This is a genomic window from Paenibacillus sp. FSL E2-8871 (assembly GCF_038000345.1).
GTDB lineage: Bacteria > Bacillota > Bacilli > Paenibacillales > Paenibacillaceae > Paenibacillus_AQ.
In genome coordinates, this window is record NZ_JBBOBV010000001.1 from 348,602 (window position 1) to 368,642 (window position 20,041).

Consider the following 20,041-nt stretch of genomic DNA (forward strand, 5'->3'; position numbering starts at 1 on the left):
TGATGTTATTCCGACAAAACGATGTCATTCTGTTTCAAGGCGACAGTATAACGGATTGGGGTCGTAATTATGATGATGCTTCATCGCTTGGTGTAGGTTATGCATTGATGGTCGCCGCTCGTCTGGGGCATTTATATCCTGAGAAGAATCTTACGTTCTATAATCGTGGAATTAGCGGCAACCGTGCAGTAGATTTGCAGGAACGCTGGGAGAAGGATTGCCTGAATCTGAAGCCGACTTGGGTGTCCATATATATTGGGATAAATGACACTTGGCGCCGCTTTGATTCTGGTCAGGAAACAACGCCTGAACAATTTGAAGCTGCGTATCGTGACCTGATCGAACGCACGCAGCATTCGCTGGCTGCTAATTTAGTCTTAATCGAGCCATTTGTGTTGCCTGTCCCAGAAGATCGTAGAACTTGGCGCCAGGATTTGGACCCTAAAATTCACATTGTTCGTGAATTGGCACGTGAATATGGTGCATTACTTGTTCCGTTGGATGGCCTGTTTGCTGCGGCATCCGTGAAAGCAGAGCCTGCTTATTGGGCTCCGGATGGAGTACATCCATCACCTGCGGGCCATGCACTTATTGCAGAGGCTTGGCTTAAGACGGTTAGCGCAATTCAAGCTTAATCGTCTGATCATATCACTACATATTTACTTGATTTTATAAGACTAGAACCACTCATTAAAGGAGCAGGTTATAGTCTTTTTTTTAAAATATAAGAATTTATATGCTCCATGCTATAAATTATCCTTATATTTCTCGCTTAAACACTTGCCGTCCTTATAGGGAAGCCGAAGGCATTTATGCTTGTAATGGTTCGGAAAGTCGATTTCTTTAAATTTATGGACGCTGTTATAATTGGGTTATGTTTCTTTTCTTGGAGGTGGTTCGCATTAGGAAATTACTATGGGTTGTACCCTTGTTCTTGGTTGCTCTTTTAAGCGGGTGTAAGAATGATGTGGGCTTCATCAATGCAAGGTGGATCGCCGGAGTGTCTTTAACTCCTGTAACAACTAGTGATCAGAACCAAGTTGATCGACCCGAACATTTTGAGACCCTAATACTGAAGGACTCCGCTCTGATTAAGGCGCTTGCGGAGGCTATGAACAAGAGTGAAAGATTATCAGGTGAGCTAGATTGGGCTCCTGATTTCGATATGGAGCTTGTTTATGGTGATGGCTACTCGGAGGATTATTACATAGCAATAGGTAATGAACTTGGCTATAAAGGTTTATTTACTACAGCTGAGAATAGTGGTCAGGGCTACTCGATTCCGGTGAAGAACGCAGATCAAATAAGACAACTCATCTATGGAACAGCAGATCAGGCGAACATAGAACAGACGGAGTCGCTGGAGTCTTCTGTTAAGGTTACAGGTCCAGTAACGATATCACATAATGATCTCTATCCCTTAACTAATAGAACTGGATTCTTGAATCTGCAGCTTTTAGATGGAACCTACAGTGAGGATTGGACAATACCAGGTCCGTTGATGGGAAGGAATTGGAGTGGCAGATTTGGGCTTGTTCTTATCGATAATCAAGGGAGAACTTTGAATAGCTTTCCACTCAGTGAACATTTTGAGGATCCCATAATATTTAATGATTTTTTTCAAATTCAGTTTGAGGACTATAATGGCGACGGCGATCCGGATTTTACGATTGGTCAGTACGGATCCAGTAACGGTTACTTCTACAAGCTATTTACGCTTAGAAAAAATAACGTTATAGAGGAATTAGGGATCAAACCCGACTCTGATTTATTTATCAGCAGTCCTAAGGGGTATTCGATAAAGCTTGATAAAGTGGATGATCATAGCTTCAAGAGAAGTTATTACGATAATGTAGCGGGTAAACAGATGGAAGATATTTTTCAGTGGAATGGAAGTGCATTTCAGAAGTTAGACAAGTGATTCATACCAGAAGTGAGAGGAATGTGTGATAGATGACGAGTGATACCATACAAGATTTAGAAGGGCTAAAAGCCATAGGGAAAGTAGTAGGACATACCATCGCCGAGATGAAAAAGAAAGTAACTCCAGGTATGACAACAGCGGAGCTTGATAAGATTGGAGCTGAAATTCTAGCGGAATTCGGAGCATCTTCAGCCCCGATGATAACGTATGATTTTCCAGGCAGCACCTGCATCAGTGTGAATGAAGAGGTTGCTCATGGGATTCCTGGTCCTAGAGTGATTAATGCTGGTGATTTGATCAATATTGATGTATCTGCTGAACTGAATGGTTATTATGGGGACGCCGGAGTTTCTTTTCAATTACCACCTTATAATGATGACATTCTTCGACTATGCCAGAGTGCAGAGGAAACTATGACGAGCGTGATCAATCATCTGAGAGCAGGGATGAAGGTCAATGAGATTGGCAGAATGATGGAACTCGAAGCTCGGAAACGCGGCTATAGAGTGGTACGTAATCTGTGCAGCCACGGGATTGGCAAATCACTCCATGAGAAGCCTTTTGAAATCTTACCTTTCTACAATCCAAGAGTGACTACAGTGTTAAAAGAGGGACAGGTGATTACGGTTGAACCCTTCCTTTCTACTGGAGCAGATTACGTGGAGCAGCAGTCGGATGGATGGACACTGAGTGTCGTAGACAATGGCCGGGTAGCACAGTTTGAACATACGATTATTGTGACTAAAGGTGAGCCTATTATCCTAACCAAGCCATAAAGAGGAGAGTGCGAAATTGAAAATCGCCTTTATACTTTTTGACGGGATTACGTTCTTAGATTTTGCGGGGTTCTATGATGTTATTTATCGATTGGGGCAATTTGAAATCGGCAAAAATTTGTCTTGGGATATATGTGCAGCGTCGGAGGAAGTGACGGATGAGTTAGGTTTCACAGTTAAAGCTGGAAAAGTGCTGCCAGAGCTTTCGGAGTATGAGATGGTATTTGTACCTGGAGGGATGGGGACACGGAAACTTCGTTATGATGAAGGTTTTGTCTCGTGGCTTGCTGGTGCTCACAATGTTCCTTATAAGGTATCTGTCTGCACAGGCTCACTGCTGCTTGGGGCTGCGGGGCTGCTAGGGGGGAAGAAAGCTACTACCCATCCATCTGCCTATGAATTACTAAAACCTTATTGTGTAGAAGTTGTGGAGAGCCGTATCGTGCATGATGGTAATGTGATTACAGGTGGTGGAGTTTCCACTTCTATTGATCTGGGGTTATATCTGATTTCACACTTGGCTGGAGAAGCAGCAATGAATTCGGTGAAAAAGCAGATTGATTATCCATACGAGATGCAGGGGATTGTTCAAATCTAAAGGTAAATACCGGAGGGACCAGAGATGGCTGGACAAAAAATGATTGATATGCTGTTTCAGCAATGGGTAAGCGATAAGGAGCAGTGGATACAGCTTAGAGATTTGCTGATGAAGGAGAGCAATCTTCCCGGATCACGAGTGAATTTGGAGCTATCAGGCAATTTTGCCAAACATTTTGCCCATCCTAAACTAACAGAGACAGACTGGGAGTTTCTTAATTCCTGGGCTAATCTTACAGAGGCAGAAGCTGGGGTGAATGATCCCCGTGAGTTTCTGCCGTTTTGTGCGGTTAGAGCCCTGGGCGCTTATTACAGCTACGCTGAAGAAGAGCAGCGAATTATGATTCAGAGCATCATTAAGACAGCCATGAACGACTCCAGATGGAGGATGCGTGAAGCGTCTGCTATGGCGCTGCAAAGTATAGGGGAGGATGGTTTTGCCCTTATCAGGCAGTTGATCGACATGTGGGAGGAGGGTGCGAACGGGCTTGAACAAAGAGCTTTTGTAGCAGCGTTAGCGCATCCTCCTCTTTTAAAAGAGAAAGAGAATACGCTTTATTGTCTTCAGTTGGCTACTCGAATCATGGAAAATATGGGTAGTGGGGAAGTGCAATATGAGGACGCTGAGCATTTTCGTGTATTATCTAAGGGGCTTGAATACAGCTTAAGTGTATTTGTGGCGAGTGAACCTGAAGCGGGCTTTGCCATGCTGGAGAAATTCGCTAAGAGCCGAGATACCCGAATGATTAAGATTGTGAAGAGTAATCTTGGTAAGTCACGTTTGAGTAAAAAGTATGCTCTACAGGTTGCTGAGGTCCTTAAAAGTTTGACAATACAGGAGAGGACATGAGGATCAGCTCTCCAGTGGAATTATGAAGTGTAGTTTTACATGCATTTAACATGCCACATATGCTTAAGCGATATAACAGAAGGAACTAGGTGAAAAGGTGGCTGTTAGATGAAACTAAGTAAAGAGGAAAAATCATGGATTTTATATGACTGTGGAAATTCGGCGTATTCGATGGCGGTTACAACGGCTTTACTGCCTATTGTATTTGGGATGTTTTCGAATGTTAACAACAGCATGGATTTGGGGTATTTTAATTCCATAGCGAGTATTCTGGTGGCCATCCTTAGCCCGATTTTAGGAACGATGGCAGATTATAAGGATAAGAAAAAACGCTTCTTCATATTTTTCTCATTGATCGGCGTGATAGCTACTGCTTCGCTGGCTTTCGTTGCACCTGCGAGTGGGCAGTGGCAGTTATTGATTGTATTTTATATTTTGTCAGTCATAGGATTTGCCGGGGCCAATATTTTTTATGATTCTTTTCTGGTGGATGTAACCACGGATGAAAGGATGGATAAGGTATCCTCAAAAGGGTTTGCTTTTGGATATATCGCCAGCGTTATTCCATTCGGTATCAGCCTACTGCTGATTCTGTTTATGGGGATGGATAAATCAATCGGATATCAGATTGGATTTATAATCACTGCCCTTTGGTGGGGACTGCTGACCATGCCTATGATCAAGGATGTGCAGCAAAGATATTACATAGAACCTGAACCCAAACCGGTCATTAATAGCTTTAAAAGACTGGGAGACACGTTTAAAAATGTCAGACAGCATAAAGTAGTATTTGTATTCTTGATCGCCTACTTTCTCTATATTGATGGGGTAGATACGATTATTAAAATGGTAGTGCCATATGCCACATCGGTACTGGGTGCGGATGCTTTTGATACCTTTACTTTACTGGGGATCTTATTAGTTATCCAGATCATCGCATTTCCGTGTGCTATCCTGTACGGTAATCTTGCCAAAAAATACTCAGCTAGAACAATGATCATCGTGGGGATTTTTACATATATCATTTCTTGTATCGCGGCTTACTTTATTACTTCAGTGTGGCATATATTTATTCTGGGAGCGCTAATTGGATCTGCCCAGGGAGGGATTCAAGCGCTTAGCAGATCTTATTATGCGAAGATTATTCCTAAGGAAAAATCCAATGAATTCTTTGGCTTTTACAATATCTTTGGCAAGTTTGCGGCGATTGTGGGTCCTGCTGTAATGTCATTAACAACTACCCTAACAGGCAACGCTAAATTTAGTATTTTAGCGATTATCCCACTATTCATTATTGGATTCTTCGTATTTATAACTTTACCAAAAGAGAAGCTTGAACAAGATGAACCGAAGGGACTTATCCTATGAAGTCAAGCAAAGAACAAACGGCAATGGCCAAACATCTGATTGTCATCTCTTACGATGCCTTTTCAGAAGACCAATGAGAAATGGCCAGCCGTCTTCCAAACCTATCGAAATTGATTAAGAACGGAGCGCATAGTAATCAATTAAAAAGTGTATATCCCACGCTCACTTATGTGGTACACACTACGATAGCAACCGGTGTATATCCAGATAAGCATGGTATCCACCATAACAATCCATTTCAGCCGTTTGTGAAGGAAAAGGAGCAAAGCTGGTTCTGGTTCAGAAATGCGATAAAGGTGCCCACGATTTATGATGCTGCGCGCGAGCATAACATGAGTACCGCAGGAATCCTCTGGCCGGTATCAGGGAAATCCTCAATCCAATATAATATCCCTGAAATCAGAGCCATCAACAACGAAAATCAGGCACTGAAGGTGTTAAAAAGCGGGAGCCCGTTATATTGCATTGAAATGGAGCTGAAATATGGACGGCTTCGAAAAGGGATTGAACAGCCTTATCTGGATGACTTCACGACAAAGTGTGCGATAGAAACGATTAAGCGTAAAAAGCCTAATCTCCTTATGATGCATTTGATTGATCTGGATGACGCCAAGCATGTCTACGGCACTGACAGCGATGAAGTGAAGCGGGTAATCACACGTATGGATAAGCGGTTAGGTGATATTATACAAGCAGTGGATGAAGCCGGGATAAAGGATGACACGGTTTTTTTAGTTTTGGGTGACCATGGCCAGTTCAATGTTCGGTACAAAGTGCATTTGAACAACCTTTTGCAGGAAAAAGGGTTGATCTATGAAGAGAACGGCGAAATGAAGTGGAGAGCTTACTTTCAGTGTGGGGGCGGATCCGCTTATCTGCATATTAAAGAAGGTGATGAAGAAGCTGAACAATTAGCGTTAGCTGTTATTCAGGAATATATGGATGATGACGCTTCAGGTATAGAGGAAATGTATACTAGAGAGCGGCTGAATCAACTTCATGTGGGCCCATCTACTAAATATATGCTTGAAGCTAGGAGAGGCTATTGTTTCGATGAGAGCATGGATGAACCTACGATTGTTGATTTGGACAAACAAGGGATTAAATATGCTACGCATGGCTACTCTCCCGATAAAGAGGATTATAGATGCAACTTGGTGATCTCAGGGAATGAGGTGAAAAGTGATTTTCCTATAGGGGATCTCAAAATGGTAGATATAGCTCCTACGATGGCAAAGATTTTAGGGATTGATTTTAATCCTTGTGACGGAAGACCTTTAGATGAAATTTTCTTGGTATAGATTGAATATATATAAAGTCGGAATACTTACTGGAGCTATATCCATATACAATGAAATTAAAATGGAGTAAGAGGAGAATTGGATATGGATGCTGATATTAGACAAAAAATTCTAAATAAAAATGACAGACTTATTAGTATGGTTATTGAACGTGCTAAGAGAGATTTTCCTGATGACATTGCAATCATTGGGCTTACAGGTTCTTTCAGTACCGGAGATTTTCATGAAAAAAGCGATCTTGATCTAATTATAATTAATAACACGGCCCAAGGCTGGGGAATATCTTCGTGTTTTATTCTGGAGGATGTTGGATACGACATCTATTGTACGCCATGGGAAACAAGGATAGAAGATCAAGCGAATCTTGAGAGCCCAATGATTTCGTGTCTGATAGATTTAGAGCTGTTATATTGTGCGAAACCCGAATATCTGGAAAAGCTAAACTTATATAAACAAAGAGCTCTCGATGCTTTGGCTAAGCCTATAGGGAGTGAATGTATTAGTAGAGCGAAAAAGAATATAGACATAGCAAAACAAGAATATACGAATACATTACTTTCTGAAGATATCGGAGCAGTGAGGTATGCTTCATGCGAAGTTGTATACAATTTGGTAAATGCTCTAACACATTTGAACAATACCTATTTTAAAAGAGGACTTAAGAGATATCTGGAGGAAATAGCTACGTATCGTTATGTTCCTGATGATTTTGAAAATATATATATGGCTGTGATCGATGCGAAGACTATCGTTGAAATCAGAAGTGCATCATATAGATTTTTAGAAAGCGTCAATGATTTATATAATAAAATGTATAAGGATTTTGTGATTCAGCCTGTCCCTACCTATGATAATCTTGGTGGCACCTTTGAGGAATTATGGTGTAACTGCCGCAATAAGGTTATAGCAAGTGTGGAATTAAATGATAAATCTTATGCTTATTATGCAGCCATGGGCACACAAAATTTTCTTGATGAAATGACAGAATCAAGGGGAACAAAAAAGTTTGATATTATGCAGTATTTTGATTCAGATCATCTGCATTTATTTAAAGAGCAGTTCCTGAAGGTCATGGATGAATATCTGGAAGAATATAATAAGGTGGGAAGGAAAGTTGAACGATACGATACTTTTGAGGAATTATATAAGGAATACTTGAAGGTGTGATAGAGAAGATTACCAGATTACGAATTTTCGTAGTCTGGTTTTTTCATTTTTTATGGAACGATAAGATTATTTTAAGTCATATGGGTAAAATAATAGATATCATACTAGCGGCGTCTGATTTGCCAAAGTGGTGACATTTATTATAGACTGTTTTTTGTCGGCTTTTGTCCAGTGGATGTTTTTCACTTGCAGTGATATAAAAAACTAATTTGAAGTGGGGAAATGGAATGCATGGAGTAAGACAGCATCAAAAATCAAATAAGCTGAAGATATTTTCAAAAGTCATATTAATTATTATAGGGGCACTTATAACTTCATATGGCCTGGAATCCGTATTAATACCTAACAACGTTTCAGATGGTGGTGTAACAGGCCTAAGTATCGTTGGCTCACAGCTGTTTGGATTACCGTTAGGGCTGCTAATTGTTATAATTAACATCCCATTTGTTTGGTTAGGATATAAGCAAATTGGTAAAAGCTTTGCTATTTATTCCATTATCGGTATTGCCTCATTAGCCATTGGTACAAGCCTTATGCACCATGTGCCAACGATTATTGAAGGAGATACATTATTAATTACTGTTGTAGGCGGGATTATCATCGGTTTTGGTATGGGTTTAGCGTTACGTAATGGTGGGGCGTTAGATGGGATCGACATGTTGGCTGTATTGCTTTCACGAAAAATACCTTTTGGGACAAGTGATCTAATCTTATTCCTAAACATGTTTGTCTTTATTGTTGTTTCAACTGCATTTGGGCTACAAGGGGCGATTCTATCCGCACTTGCTTATTTTATTGCTTCTAAAGTGATTCATATCGTTGAAGAAGGTTTGAGCGGCTCTAAAACTTTCAAAATCATCACCGTTCAACCGGAAATTATGGTGGAAACGATTCGTGACCGATTGGGACGTGGGGCAACCTATACTGATGCATACGGTGGTTACTCCAATGAACAATTCAAAGAAATTACCTGTGTAATTAACCGTCTGGAAGAAAGCAAAATCAAGGAAATCATTCATGAAATTGACCCTAACGCTTTTGTCGTAGTATATGATGTAGCAGAAGTTAAGGGTGGTAATTTCAAAAAGCATAATATTCACTAATTACGATCCTGAATTGCATCTCCTTCAGTGTTTGACAAATGCATAAAATGTAACTATTATTGTTGCATCTGATTAATGCACTTGTTGCTAGCCGGGTAGTATGGCAAAAGGAGAGATTTATAGTGAACATCAGCACCCGATTTGCGGTAGCCATTCATATATTAACGTTAATCGACAGTAATAAAGAGGGTAAAAGTACCTCGGAGTGGATAGCTGGTAGTGTGAACACCAACCCTGTAGTTATCCGCCGGCTAACTAGTATGTTGCAAAAAGCAGGACTAGTAACGGCCCGCCCCGGAGTCGCAGGAGCCTCACTTTCACGTAGTAGCGCTGAGATTACACTACTTCAGATTTATAAGGCAGTAAACGCGGTTGAGGAGGATTCGTTGTTCTCAGTTCATGAGCACCCTAACCCCGATTGTCCAGTCGGCAAAAATATAGCCAGCGCCATTGTACCGGTATTCTCGCTCGCGCAAAAGGCGATGGAGAATGTCCTTCAGGAGGTTACTTTGGAGCGGATTGTGAATGAAATGCCTGAAATATAACCACTCCATATCGCAACGTAGAATGAAGACCACAACATGTGCTAACGTGATTGTGGTCTTTTTTTATTGGAAACATATTAAGAGGCTCCGAATGGCTCGGGTCAGGAGAGTAGTGACTTAAAGAAGGGAAGTAGGGCGTAATCATAGAATCTGTATTTAGAAGGCATAAAACAGATAATACTTCATATAGGGAAACTCTAATATGCTGAAGTGGAAAATGAACGGAGGATTTACAGTGGAACAAATCGCATTAATCTCAGATATTCATGGAAATATCCCGGCTTTGACAGCCGTATTAGAGGATATTAAGCAGCGTGGAATTAGCAGGATATTTTGCCTAGGTGATATTGTTGGTAAAGGACCAAATTCAGATCTAGCCGTTGATATCATTAAGAACAATTGTGAAATCAGTGTTATGGGAAACTGGGATGATTTAATGAATCAGGATGTTGATTTTGAAATGGCCCGGTGGAGTCGGAATTTGTTAGGTAAAGACCGCCTCGCTTATTTAGGTACATTACCGTTCTCGATTGAGTTTATGATGAGTGGTAAGTTTATCCGTTTATTTCATGCTTCACCGCGAAGCTACTATGAACGGATTCAGCCTTGGGACGATTATGAGAAGCGGCTGTCTATGTTTGGTTGTTCTGATCTCTGCCAGGAGAAGCGACAAGCGGATATCGTAGGTTATGGGGACATTCACAATGCTTTTATACAACATTTAGAAGGGAAGACTTTATTTAATGTTGGCAGTGTGGGGAATCCTCTAGATGTCACTCAGGCATCTTATGTGATTTTGGAGGGGGAGTATGGAGGCCTGACAACAGCATCTATGAATATACAATTTGTAAGAGTTCCTTATGATATTGAGTTAGCCATTCAACAAGCCATAGATGCAGTTATGCCAGCTACAGAGCCCTATATTCGAGAGCTTAGAACTGCGCAGTATAGAGGGAATGCGCGGGGATAGAAGATGAGCTTTCGAGCGGTAACCTTGATTCACAACATCAAAAAGTAACGGAGGGAACGAATTGAAGCTTAGTCATGTATTTGAGCAATTCCCTACTTTAGAAACCGAACAACTAACACTGAAAAAAATTGAAGTTAGTAACCTTGAAGAGGTATTTGGAATTTATAGCAATGATCAAGTGTTTGAGTACTGCGGAATTATTCCGAAATATAATAAAGATACAGTAAAGAATATGATCGGACATTTCGAACGTGATTTTAATAAAGGGTTAAGAGTGAAGTGGGGAATTTTCCGTAAAAATAATCCGTACATACTGCTAGGTATCATCGAAGCTATGGATTTTAATCAAAAAGTGGATATGGTCACGATTGGTTATTTTTTGGCGGAGTCTTATTGGGGAAAAGGGATTGCAACTCAGGCCGTTGAAATGGTGAAAAAATATTTATTTGAGACGGCAGAGGTCAATCGAATCCAAGCTGAAGTCATGCCTTTTAATGAGCGGTCCAAGCGGGTCCTTTTGAAAAGTGGCTTTATGAAAGAGGGGACGTTAAGACAAGCCCATGTATGGTCAGGTAAAGGGCTCATTGATTTGGAGATTTACAGCATTCTTGCTGAGGAATACGGAAAGGGAGAAAACAGATCCTAGTGAAAGTAGGGGGTATTATGGGGACTATCGTGGTAATCGGTGGGGGAGAGCTAATCGATCTAGAAACGCTTGAAATGGATCGTGAAGTTGTGAAGTTAACCCAGAAAGCTAATCCGAAAGCATTATTTATTCCAACAGCTAGTAGTGATGCACCAGGTTATTGTGATACGTTCAACAAAGTGTACGGCGAGATTCTAGGATGTGAAACAAGTCATTTATTGCTTGTAAGCCAAACCTATACCCATGAAGAAATCGCAGAGTTAATTATATCCGCTGATCTGATTTATGTTGGTGGAGGCAATACCCGAAAGATGCTGGAGATTTGGAAAAATACCGGCGTAGATGCTCTTCTAAAAGAAGCGTACAACTCGGGGACTATTTTGGCAGGGCTGAGTGCAGGTTCCATTTGCTGGTTTGAATATGGGCATAGTGACTCTGAAGCGTTCGACGACCAAGGGAACTGGCAGTATATTAAGCTTGAAGCGATGGGGATTCTGCCAGGTATTCATTGTCCACATTATAATGAGGATATTCGGGTTGAGGATTTTTCGCGTATGGTAAAAGACGGAGGTTTGCTCGGAATCGCAGTGGATAATAACTGTGCCATCATCTACAAGGATAATGAATATAAGGTGATGTCGACCAGAGAAGAAGCTAAAGCCTACCGTGTGATGGACTCAGAGCAAGGTGTTGTCGTTACGCAAATCGAAGAACACCCAAGCTACAGACCTCTTCATGAAGTGTACGGTGGAGGTGATCAATGAAGTCTAATCAAATCTCAATTATCGTGGCGAGTCTTATTCTAGGGATTTCATTTATTATTGGATGTTCAATAACTAATGGCGATAAAGAGTTGGAAGTTGATCAAGACCAGACTCCATCCATAGTAACGGCAGATAAGCTTTTGATGGATATTAAAGAGACGGCCTTATACTTAAATCTGACTGAAGATCAAGTGATGAATATTATTAAAACGGAGCATGAGAATTTAAGTAGATCGGGCATTTTTGAAGGGACTATGTTCCCTTATATCAGAGTTGGTAATGAATATCTTTTTAACAAAGACTTATTAACAACATGGGTTTCGGATGCCTCCTTAAATAGGAGGGTTTATCTAAACCGACAAACGAAATAAGGTATTAATCGGATAAGGAAGGTGCTCTCTATTAAACTACTGTTTGTCTGCAGCCGGAATCGCTGGCGGAGTTTAACTGCGGAGAAGATATTTCAAGGAATTGATGGTCATGAAGTGAGATCTGCTGGAACAGAGGATCATGCCAGAATCAAACTTTCTGAAGGACATGTGGGCTGGGCGGATGTTATTTTTGTGATGGAGAAGAAGCATGTTCGAAGAATTCAAGATAAATTCAGAGACGGTGTAATCGGCAAAAGAATAATTTGTTTGAATATATCAGATGATTATAAGTATATGGATGAAGACTTAATTGGACTTCTTGAATCCAGTGTATCTGAATATTTACAGGAATGGCACTCCTAAGGATGAGGTGTTCTTATGAATCATGTTTGGCTGTGAATCAGTCAGCATGATTTTTTTGTTGGTAATTGACAAACATATAGAAGGTAACTATACTAAAGATAGTTAATTTGTAACTGATTAAGTTACAGGAATAGTGGGAGGAAATATAATGACAACTAAAACAACACTTCATCCGGATGTAGAGATTGGTCTGGTACAAATTAGAGTAAGTAATTTAGAGCGTTCGCTCACCTTTTATCAGAACGTGGTGGGGTTAAGTGTCTTGCGGCAATCTGGCCGTGAGGTGGAAATGACTGCTGACGGTCATAATGTGTTATTGATTCTGCGGGAGATTGAGAATGCAAAGGTTCTTCGTCCGAACTCAGTGGCTGGATTGTATCATTTTGCTATCCTTGTTCCGGATCGTCCTAGCTTGGGACTCGTTGTACGCAATTTGATCGCGTTGGGAATTGAAGTGGGTCAGGGAGATCATTTGGTGAGTGAAGCACTGTATATTCAGGACCCGGATAACAACGGAATCGAAATTTATAGAGATCGTCCTAGGGATACATGGAAGTATGATGCGGAAGGGCATGTAATGATGACAACGGACCCAGTGGATGTAGATGGTTTGTTGGCGGCTTCTGAAGGTTTACAATGGAACGGGCTGCCAGCTGGAACGGTGATCGGACATGTACACTTTCATGTGGGTAATTTAACTAAGGCGAAGGAGTTCTACGTTGGTTTGCTTGGTTTTGATCTAGTAGCTAATTATGGCAGTGCGGCATTGTTTATCTCAGCAGGTGGGTATCATCACCACATTGGATTGAATATATGGGCAGGGCAAGGCGCACCTGTGGCACCTGCTGATGCAGTAGGAATTGATTATTTCACCTTACTTCTTCCGAATGAAGAGGAGCGTACGTCTGTAGTGGAGCGTGTTAAGCAGGCGGGTTACACCGTTGTTGAAGAGAATGGAGCCCCTACATTCAAAGATCCATGGAACATTGGAATCAGACTTATAGTGAAAAGTCATACGAAATAACTATTCACCAATCGAATTCACCTTTTTCTGGATAGAAAGAACTATCCATTTTTGTCCATTTATTTTATAATATTTGGAAAAAGATGGGCGGAAGGGTGAAGGTTGTTGGAATCATTCAAAATGGCGTATGTGATCCTTTGTCACAAAAATCCTGAGCAGATCAATATGCTAATCGATAGTTTAACTAATGACTCCGTCGAGTTTTTCCTACATGTCGATCAGAAGAGTGGTATTGAAGCTGATATTACTCACCGTAACGATATTCATTTTGTCAAAGAGCCTATTGATGTACGGTGGGGACATTACAGTCAGATTGAATGTGTTTTGAAGTGTTTTGCGCTGATCAAAGAACATGGGAAATTCAATTATATCCACATCATAAGTGGTCAGGATCTGCCCTTAGCTTCCAACGAAGTTATTCTTGATTTCTTTAAGAAGAATCAGGGGGACGAATTTGTGAAGTATCAGCAATTACCGAATACTTCTGAAACGTGGGGATGTTATGAGAGGGTGTCGGTTTATTATCCTAGATTCCTGATCTCAAGAACCAGGCGTATGGCTGCCATTAGGATGAGGTATATTAAAGCAGTAATGAGCGTTCCATTCTTGCAAAGAAGGTTGGGTGTTCTGCCGAAATCGCTGTATAAAGGCTCTAACTGGATGTCTATTACAGGTGAATGTATGGAATACATCATGGAGTTTACTTCTACTTCTCCAGAGTATGTTAGATTTTTTAAGAACACATTATGTGGAGATGAAATCTTCTTCCATACGATTATTTTGAATAGTGGGTTTAAGAACAATGTACGGAGTGAAATTAAGAGGTATACAGACTGGGAAACAGGACCGGATTATCCAAGAACACTAACGATAGAAGATTATGACCGGATCACTCGTACGGGTACAGAATGCTTTTGGGGGAGAAAGTTTGATCTCGATATCGACAGAACCATCGTTCAGGATCTCCTTGATATAAATACTAAAGTAAAAACATCGTAAACATATACAGGAGGAAATAATATGAAAATCGCAGTTGTAGGAGCAAGTGGAAAATCCGGAAGCCGAATCACTCAGGAAGCGCTAGATAGAGGCCATGAAGTTACAGCCATTGTACGGGATGCATCGAAAGTTGCAAATCGTAAGGCAAAGGTCATCGAAAAGGATGTATTTGCACTTACCGCTGAAGATTTGAAGGGTTTTGATGTTGTTGTGAATGCTTTCGGAGCACCATTTGGACAAGAGCATCTGCATGTGGATGCCGGAAATGTGCTTATTGAAGCATTAAAGGATGCCCCTAATACAAGATTGATTGTAGTTGGAGGTGCGGGAAGTTTATATGTAGATGAAGCTAAGACGCTTAAAGTGGTAGATACCCCTGATTTCCCTGACTTTATCAAGCCAACGGCTACGAATCAAGGGAAGAACCTGGAGATCCTGCAAGGTACAGACTCGCTGTCTTGGACCTTCGTTAGTCCATCCGCTAATTTTGCAATTGGGACTAGAACGGGTTCTTATGTGAAAGGCAAAGATCATCTGCTTGTGAATTCCAAAGGTGAGAGCTATGTCAGCTATGAAGATTATGCGATTGCTATTGTAGATGAAATTGAACAGCCGCAGCATATTCGTGAACGGTTTACAGTTGTTTCGGAATTATAAGCGAGTATAACGAGTAGGGAATATATATAAAAAGAAAGCAGAGCCAGATATAAACTGTACCCTATGTAAAGGACATTTAAAAAAAGTCTAGGCAGATTGAAGAAGATGATCTCTGTATTGTACAGGGGTCATCTTTTTTAAATCCCATTGATACCTGTAGTGGTTATAGTAGGTCATGTAATCCTTAATCTCCTGTTTTAACTCAATCAAAGTCAAACAAGGCTTAATGGAAGCTTGATCTTTAAAATGACCAAAAAAAGATTCTTGTGGGGCGTTATCCCAGCAGTTTCCCCGCCTAGACATGGATTGTTTCAATTTCATTTTCTTAACCATTTTTTGAAAATAAGGATGTGTATAATGAGATCCCTGATCAGAGTGAATGAAGGCACCATCAGCTCTTTTAAACCTTTGGTTCTTCTTAAGCTTTAGGAGAGTATCTGTCGCAAGATCCATTGTGATTCGATCTGACACGTGATACGCCAAGATCTCATTGGTTGAACTATCTTTGATTGTGGATAAATAGGCTTTTTTACCCGATCCGTAAAATAAATAAGTGATATCCGTCAGTAACACCTTACCTGGAATGTTCTGCTTAAACTCCCGGTTCAGCAGGTTAGGAACGACCCTATGCTCCTGAGTAGCCTTCATCATCCGTTTATAGGGATTGGCCCTCCTAAAGGGGCATACAATGCTGTATTTCTTCATAATCCTCCTAATCCTTTTCAAATTGTAGATCACCTTAAACTGGCCCTCCAATGTCATCTTGATGGATCGGGCACCTTTCTTTCGTCTTTTGAAATGAAAAGCTTTTAGAATGACTTCTCTTAGTTGCTCATCTTGCTGTTTCTTCTGGATTCTCTTTTGCTTTGCTTCGGAAGACCAATACCTGTAATATCCACTCCTGGAAACCCCGGATACTTTACATAAATAGTTGACCAAACGGGAGAGTTGATATTTCTCGATGATGGTATGAATAAGGACAAATTTCTGGCTAGATGAAAGTACTATCCTTTGTTCTGCCTCCTTTCCATGAAACGAATCTTTTTTAACAGTTCATTCTCCGCTCGCAGCAAAGCATTCTGAGCTTCTAGCTTGGCATACTTCTCTTCGAGCGTTAGCTCCCGTTTAAGGGGTCTTCCTGAGGCGTAGCTTCTTGTATCCTGCAAACCTAAGATTCCGTTCTCTTGGTAACTCGCACGCCATCTCTTTGCTGAGGATTCGACTCTTTGGAGCCCAATGACAGTTACGTCAAAACCACATACTTCAAATATTTCTCTCGGCGGCTTCCCCTTATTATTCTCTAAGATAAACAATTGCTTAAACGCATCCGTATAAGTAATTGCCTTTAAAGATACGGACCTCACATACGGATTGTTAGATAACTGCTTGATCTCTTTATCTGTAAATATTTTCTTACTCATACCATTCCTCTTCCCTATCTTCTTCGTTATAAACAAAAATACCCTACCGAGAGACTTTTTAAAAGTGTCTACTCGATAGGGTACAGTTTAATAAGGGCTCTGCTTTCTTGCATCAGTTTATTCTCTTGCTTCCGCAATTTCAGCAATCCGTTTGTTTGCGTTTCCGCGATAAATCCCGCCATGATAGCAAATGACCGTTTCAATCTCATACTCGGCGAACTTTGTCAGAGAGATTAAAGCTTGCTTCATGTCAGGCGTTGCCGAAGGAGTGGGGCCGTGCAGCTCACCGCCTTGAACGGTAAGAGCATCCGCGGCAATTAGCGTACGGCTATCATGATGGTATAGACTCAGATGTCCAGGGCTATGTCCTGGTGTATGGATAATCGTAATTCCACCGGCAAGAGGCAGTATTTCCCCGTCCACTATGGTTCGATCTACTCTTCCTTTAGGGGGATGAGATAACACGGATAGGAAAGCGCGGCGCCATTCCTCTGGTACATGAGGAGGGATCATGGCTTCTGCCGCAGCTAAAGCTTCAGGGGTGTGTTTAAGGAGCATTCGCTCTCCTTCAATATAAGGCTGCTCGATTTCGTGAGCCAGAACTGTCAGTTCTAGACATTCTTCTGACAGTAAATCAGGTAAGCTCCCGATGTGATCTAGATCTTGATGTGTGATGATTACGGTGCGCAGTTGTTCCCAAGGCACATGGGTTTCTTTTAGAGCTTCTTTGAATTTTGGGAGCAGGCCCGGAAATCCGGTGTCTACGAGTACAGCAGAATTTTGATCCCAGAGCAGCGTGGGGTAAATCGTGTCACTCCCGCCCATAACCTGTGCTGTAATCTCTAACATTTCTATTCCACTAGCAATATGCATAAGATCCCTCCATGATTGATGATAAGAGCGATGCCGTTAGGCTAATGCATATAATACTTAAAATAAAATGTAATTTCAATAGCGTAATTTATTATTATAACATAAATAAATATTTTTGTCAATGTATATCTGATGTATTTTTTGTGTAATTTCTAGGGGACATTATTGTTGAGAACTTCTATTTCTATATTTTTCCCTTACCCGAAGCTTTACGATATAATAACCAAATAAAAAAGGGAGTTGATGTGGTTTGGAGACTTTTCTAGTTGTACTCGTCCTACTGGGCCTTATCGCAATTTCCAACATCATAAACCGATTTATTCCCTTTGTGCCAATACCGTTAATTCAAATTGGTCTGGGTGTAATGGTTGTGTTAATGCCTTTGGGAATACATATGACATTGGAACCAGAGCTGTTTTTCGTATTGTTTATTGCACCGCTTTTGTTCAATGATGGGAAACGGACGCCAAGAAATGAATTATGGAACTTACGGGGTCCGATATTAATGCTGGCGCTGGGATTGGTTTTTGCTACGGTGCTTATTGCTGGATATTCGATCAACTGGATGATTCCAACGATCCCGCTAGCAGCTGCATTTGCTCTGGCAGCGATCTTGTCACCTACAGATGCGGTCGCGGTCAGCGCAATCGCTGGAAGAGTGCATCTTCCTAAGAGTATTCACCGCATTCTAGAGGGCGAATCATTAATGAATGATGCTTCCGGGCTTGTTGCCTTTAACTTTGCCATTGCTGCAGCAGTTACGGGTATGTTTTCTTTACCGAAAGCCTCCATTAGCTTTGTAATTATAGCTGCAGGTGGGTTGATCGTTGGGGCATTATTGGCTTTTCTTCTGATTCGGCTAAGCGTAATTATTCGCAGACTGGGGATGGAGGATATCACAGTGCATGTGCTGCTGCAAATCCTAACTCCTTTTATTATTTATTTGATCAGTGAAGAGATAGGTGTATCTGGCATTTTGGCAGTGGTTGCAGGGGGGATTATTCATGCGGTTGAGAAGGACCGTGCCGTATCTCCGCAGTATAAGCTACAACTGGTATCCGCTAGTACATGGTCTGTTCTGCTCTATATATTGAATGGGCTGGTCTTTCTTATTCTTGGCTTATCTATTCCAGATGTTATTGAGGTGATCTATCGTGATACGGCCGTGGATAATCTTATAGTTGTGGGTTATGTATTAGCCATTACTATGCTGCTGTTTGTATTACGGTTTGTATGGGTGTATGTGTTCTCTTTAGTAGGATCTCGTCTGCGGAAAATGGAGAAATCATCTGTTAAGTCGCTATTAATCCTCACGATTTCAGGAGTGCGTGGAGCGGTTACCTTAGCAGGTGCGTTCTCGATTCCCTTTTTTCTTGGGGATGGATCGCCATTTCCTGAGCGTGATTTAATCATCTTTATCGCCGCAGGCGTTATTCTAATGTCGCTGCTGATCGCTAGTATCTTTTTGCCAATTCTAGCAGGTAAAGGAGAGCCAGTTGCCGAATCAGGTGAGACAGGAGCCGAGCAGGCGGCCAAGTCTAAAGTTATTGCTGCCGGTTTAACCATGCTGCAAAGTATGATGACAGAAGAAAGTAAGGAATCCGCACAACCGGCTTTGAGTGAATTTAGAGAAAAGGTTTATAGTCTAAACCGTGAGGACCAATCGAATGATCCAGCACTCGAGAACTTCCGCCGACTGGGTGTTGAAGCGAGGATTGTGGGTCTGCAAGCTGAACGTAAAGAACTGAACCGATTGCTAGAGAACAATGAGATTCCCGCCTCAGTGGCTCAGAAGCTGGGAGAATTCTTGGATCATAGTGAGGTCTTTCTAGCCAGAAGTCTAAATTCACAAATCAGAATATCGTTTACCGAGATTAGACGGCTGTTTGCGGGAATGTTCTCAGGACAGAATGAAGGGGAAGCCAGCCAACAAATGTTGCAACAGGCTGAGTGTGCTAGAGAAGCGAAAATTGCCATGGCCCATGCTGCTATAGCTGCTATTAATGTCTGTAAGAACGAGAACAACCGAAGTGCAGCCGAGAAGGTTGCATGCAGTTATGAGCAGTTAATTTCTCGTCTGGAGCAAGGGAAAGGCTGGACAAAGGATGGGCTTGTTGATGATCAAAAGCTTGAAATGAAGCTGAAAGCCATTCAAGAGCAGCGGGATAAGGTGCAGCAAATGTATCAGGATGGAACCATTAACCGCAAGCTAGCTGGTAAATTACGCAAGTTCGTAGATCATTTAGAGACATCGATTTGGGAGGATTAGCTGTGCTGAACACCACGGCATCTTTTCACACGAGCCTTATTCGCTAGCTATCA

The 20,041-nt window shown here is 41.4% G+C and carries 21 protein-coding genes; 19 read left to right on the forward strand and 2 right to left on the reverse strand.

The features are described 5' to 3' along the window. The first annotated feature begins 2 nt into the window (after nucleotides 1-2). The 18 genes from NYE25_RS01565 (at nucleotide 3) to NYE25_RS01650 (ending at nucleotide 15,425) form a co-directional block, all read left to right on the forward strand. Nucleotides 3-635, forward strand: a complete 633-nt coding sequence (locus NYE25_RS01565; RefSeq protein WP_076282991.1) for an SGNH/GDSL hydrolase family protein — start codon at nucleotides 3-5, stop codon at nucleotides 633-635. Between the two features lie 365 nt (nucleotides 636-1,000). Continuing rightward, entirely contained in the window at nucleotides 1,001-1,921 is a 921-nt protein-coding gene (locus NYE25_RS01570) for a hypothetical protein (RefSeq protein WP_341144947.1), read from the forward strand. Nucleotides 1,922-1,953: 32 nt separating this feature from the next. After that, nucleotides 1,954-2,700, forward strand: coding sequence for a type I methionyl aminopeptidase (gene map, locus NYE25_RS01575; RefSeq protein ID WP_341144948.1), 747 nt, complete (start codon nucleotides 1,954-1,956; stop codon nucleotides 2,698-2,700). A gap of 16 nt (nucleotides 2,701-2,716) precedes the next feature. Continuing rightward, nucleotides 2,717-3,298, forward strand: coding sequence for a DJ-1/PfpI family protein (locus NYE25_RS01580; protein WP_341144949.1), 582 nt, complete (start codon nucleotides 2,717-2,719; stop codon nucleotides 3,296-3,298). A 24-nt stretch (nucleotides 3,299-3,322) separates the two neighbouring features. Further along, nucleotides 3,323-4,147 carry a hypothetical protein gene (locus NYE25_RS01585; protein WP_341144950.1) on the forward strand — a complete coding sequence of 275 codons (825 nt, stop codon included), beginning with the start codon at nucleotides 3,323-3,325 and terminating at the stop codon, nucleotides 4,145-4,147. A gap of 108 nt (nucleotides 4,148-4,255) precedes the next feature. Next, nucleotides 4,256-5,515 carry an MFS transporter gene (locus tag NYE25_RS01590; protein WP_042187227.1) on the forward strand — a complete coding sequence of 420 codons (1,260 nt, stop codon included), beginning with the start codon at nucleotides 4,256-4,258 and terminating at the stop codon, nucleotides 5,513-5,515. 80 nt (nucleotides 5,516-5,595) lie between these two features. Then, a complete protein-coding gene (locus NYE25_RS01595) occupies nucleotides 5,596-6,816 on the forward strand; it encodes an alkaline phosphatase family protein (protein WP_341144951.1) in 1,221 nt (406 codons plus the stop codon). An 84-nt stretch (nucleotides 6,817-6,900) separates the two neighbouring features. Then, nucleotides 6,901-7,983 carry a nucleotidyltransferase domain-containing protein gene (locus NYE25_RS01600; RefSeq protein ID WP_341144952.1) on the forward strand — a complete coding sequence of 361 codons (1,083 nt, stop codon included), beginning with the start codon at nucleotides 6,901-6,903 and terminating at the stop codon, nucleotides 7,981-7,983. 227 nt (nucleotides 7,984-8,210) lie between these two features. Beyond that, complete coding sequence (locus tag NYE25_RS01605) at nucleotides 8,211-9,086, forward strand: YitT family protein (RefSeq protein WP_341144953.1); 876 nt, start codon at nucleotides 8,211-8,213, stop codon at nucleotides 9,084-9,086. A gap of 122 nt (nucleotides 9,087-9,208) precedes the next feature. Continuing rightward, on the forward strand, nucleotides 9,209-9,631 hold the full coding sequence (locus NYE25_RS01610; RefSeq protein ID WP_341144954.1) for an Rrf2 family transcriptional regulator: 423 nt from the start codon (nucleotides 9,209-9,211) through the stop codon (nucleotides 9,629-9,631). Between the two features lie 235 nt (nucleotides 9,632-9,866). Beyond that, nucleotides 9,867-10,601, forward strand: a complete 735-nt coding sequence (locus tag NYE25_RS01615) for a metallophosphoesterase family protein (protein ID WP_341147665.1) — start codon at nucleotides 9,867-9,869, stop codon at nucleotides 10,599-10,601. Between the two features lie 61 nt (nucleotides 10,602-10,662). Next, on the forward strand, nucleotides 10,663-11,247 hold the full coding sequence (locus NYE25_RS01620) for a GNAT family N-acetyltransferase (RefSeq protein ID WP_341144955.1): 585 nt from the start codon (nucleotides 10,663-10,665) through the stop codon (nucleotides 11,245-11,247). Nucleotides 11,248-11,264: 17 nt separating this feature from the next. Then, nucleotides 11,265-12,011 carry a Type 1 glutamine amidotransferase-like domain-containing protein gene (locus NYE25_RS01625; RefSeq protein WP_076283378.1) on the forward strand — a complete coding sequence of 249 codons (747 nt, stop codon included), beginning with the start codon at nucleotides 11,265-11,267 and terminating at the stop codon, nucleotides 12,009-12,011. Further along, nucleotides 12,008-12,382, forward strand: coding sequence for a hypothetical protein (locus tag NYE25_RS01630; protein WP_076282983.1), 375 nt, complete (start codon nucleotides 12,008-12,010; stop codon nucleotides 12,380-12,382). The genes NYE25_RS01625 and NYE25_RS01630 overlap by 4 nt, the downstream gene beginning before the upstream one ends. A gap of 30 nt (nucleotides 12,383-12,412) precedes the next feature. Then, the gene (locus tag NYE25_RS01635) at nucleotides 12,413-12,745 is read left to right on the forward strand and encodes a low molecular weight protein tyrosine phosphatase family protein (RefSeq protein ID WP_341147666.1); all 333 of its coding nucleotides are present in this window, start codon (nucleotides 12,413-12,415) and stop codon (nucleotides 12,743-12,745) included. Nucleotides 12,746-12,893: 148 nt separating this feature from the next. Further along, nucleotides 12,894-13,769 (forward strand): VOC family protein, encoded by an 876-nt coding sequence (locus tag NYE25_RS01640; RefSeq protein ID WP_341144956.1) that lies wholly within the window; start codon nucleotides 12,894-12,896, stop codon nucleotides 13,767-13,769. Nucleotides 13,770-13,874: 105 nt separating this feature from the next. Next, nucleotides 13,875-14,768, forward strand: coding sequence for a beta-1,6-N-acetylglucosaminyltransferase (locus tag NYE25_RS01645; protein ID WP_341144957.1), 894 nt, complete (start codon nucleotides 13,875-13,877; stop codon nucleotides 14,766-14,768). A 21-nt stretch (nucleotides 14,769-14,789) separates the two neighbouring features. Then, nucleotides 14,790-15,425, forward strand: coding sequence for an NAD(P)-dependent oxidoreductase (locus NYE25_RS01650; RefSeq protein ID WP_341144958.1), 636 nt, complete (start codon nucleotides 14,790-14,792; stop codon nucleotides 15,423-15,425). Nucleotides 15,426-15,512: 87 nt separating this feature from the next. Here the strand turns inward: NYE25_RS01650 and NYE25_RS01655 are convergent. Then, nucleotides 15,513-16,846 (reverse strand): IS3 family transposase gene (locus tag NYE25_RS01655; protein WP_341144959.1). Its coding sequence is split into 2 segments (ribosomal slippage): nucleotides 15,513-16,459 and nucleotides 16,459-16,846, totalling 1,335 coding nucleotides; the frame shifts between segments, so codons are not numbered across the junction. Nucleotides 16,847-16,963: 117 nt separating this feature from the next. After that, nucleotides 16,964-17,719 (reverse strand): MBL fold metallo-hydrolase, encoded by a 756-nt coding sequence (locus NYE25_RS01660; protein WP_341144960.1) that lies wholly within the window; start codon nucleotides 17,717-17,719, stop codon nucleotides 16,964-16,966. A gap of 250 nt (nucleotides 17,720-17,969) precedes the next feature. Here NYE25_RS01660 and NYE25_RS01665 point away from each other — a divergent pair, with 250 nt between their 5' ends. Then, nucleotides 17,970-19,988 (forward strand): Na+/H+ antiporter, encoded by a 2,019-nt coding sequence (locus tag NYE25_RS01665; protein ID WP_341144961.1) that lies wholly within the window; start codon nucleotides 17,970-17,972, stop codon nucleotides 19,986-19,988. The last annotated feature ends 53 nt before the right edge of the window (nucleotides 19,989-20,041 follow it).

Coding starts and splice junctions, on each gene's coding strand:
- NYE25_RS01565 (WP_076282991.1), top strand. CDS start 3: ATGTTATTCCGACAAAACGATGTCATTCTGTTTCAAGGCGACAGTATA.
- map (WP_341144948.1), top strand. CDS start 1,954: ATGACGAGTGATACCATACAAGATTTAGAAGGGCTAAAAGCCATAGGG.
- NYE25_RS01585 (WP_341144950.1), top strand. CDS start 3,323: ATGGCTGGACAAAAAATGATTGATATGCTGTTTCAGCAATGGGTAAGC.
- NYE25_RS01590 (WP_042187227.1), top strand. CDS start 4,256: ATGAAACTAAGTAAAGAGGAAAAATCATGGATTTTATATGACTGTGGA.
- NYE25_RS01595 (WP_341144951.1), top strand. CDS start 5,596: ATGGCCAGCCGTCTTCCAAACCTATCGAAATTGATTAAGAACGGAGCG.
- NYE25_RS01600 (WP_341144952.1), top strand. CDS start 6,901: ATGGATGCTGATATTAGACAAAAAATTCTAAATAAAAATGACAGACTT.
- NYE25_RS01605 (WP_341144953.1), top strand. CDS start 8,211: ATGCATGGAGTAAGACAGCATCAAAAATCAAATAAGCTGAAGATATTT.
- NYE25_RS01625 (WP_076283378.1), top strand. CDS start 11,265: ATGGGGACTATCGTGGTAATCGGTGGGGGAGAGCTAATCGATCTAGAA.
- NYE25_RS01630 (WP_076282983.1), top strand. CDS start 12,008: ATGAAGTCTAATCAAATCTCAATTATCGTGGCGAGTCTTATTCTAGGG.
- NYE25_RS01640 (WP_341144956.1), top strand. CDS start 12,894: ATGACAACTAAAACAACACTTCATCCGGATGTAGAGATTGGTCTGGTA.
- NYE25_RS01650 (WP_341144958.1), top strand. CDS start 14,790: ATGAAAATCGCAGTTGTAGGAGCAAGTGGAAAATCCGGAAGCCGAATC.
- NYE25_RS01660 (WP_341144960.1), bottom strand. CDS start 17,719: ATGCATATTGCTAGTGGAATAGAAATGTTAGAGATTACAGCACAGGTT.